1 protein-coding gene is annotated in these 232 nt (G+C 65.5%); it reads left to right on the top strand.

Annotated features, from left to right (window positions below; genetic code table 11):
• Positions 1–232: VCBS domain-containing protein (locus tag AC6LJ5_RS30380; RefSeq protein WP_498142462.1), on the top strand; the 232-nt coding region annotated here is incomplete at both ends.

Raw genomic sequence — 232 nt, 5'->3', positions numbered from 1 at the left:
TCGATCGACGCCAACGGCAACTGGAAGTACGAACTCGACAACAACGATCCCAAGGTCCAGGCCCTGGGCGTGGGCGAGAAGCTGATCGAGACCTTCGAAGTCGTCACCGCCGACGGCACCAAGGGCACCGTCACCGTCACCATCAACGGCACCAACGACGCCCCGGTCATCAGCGGCCAGGCCTCCGGCGAAGTCACCGATGGCGGCAACACCAGCGCCACCGGCCAGCTCG

Source organism: Achromobacter sp. 1011791174, assembly GCF_059760925.1.
This window is presented reverse-complemented; position numbering and strand designations above follow the sequence as displayed.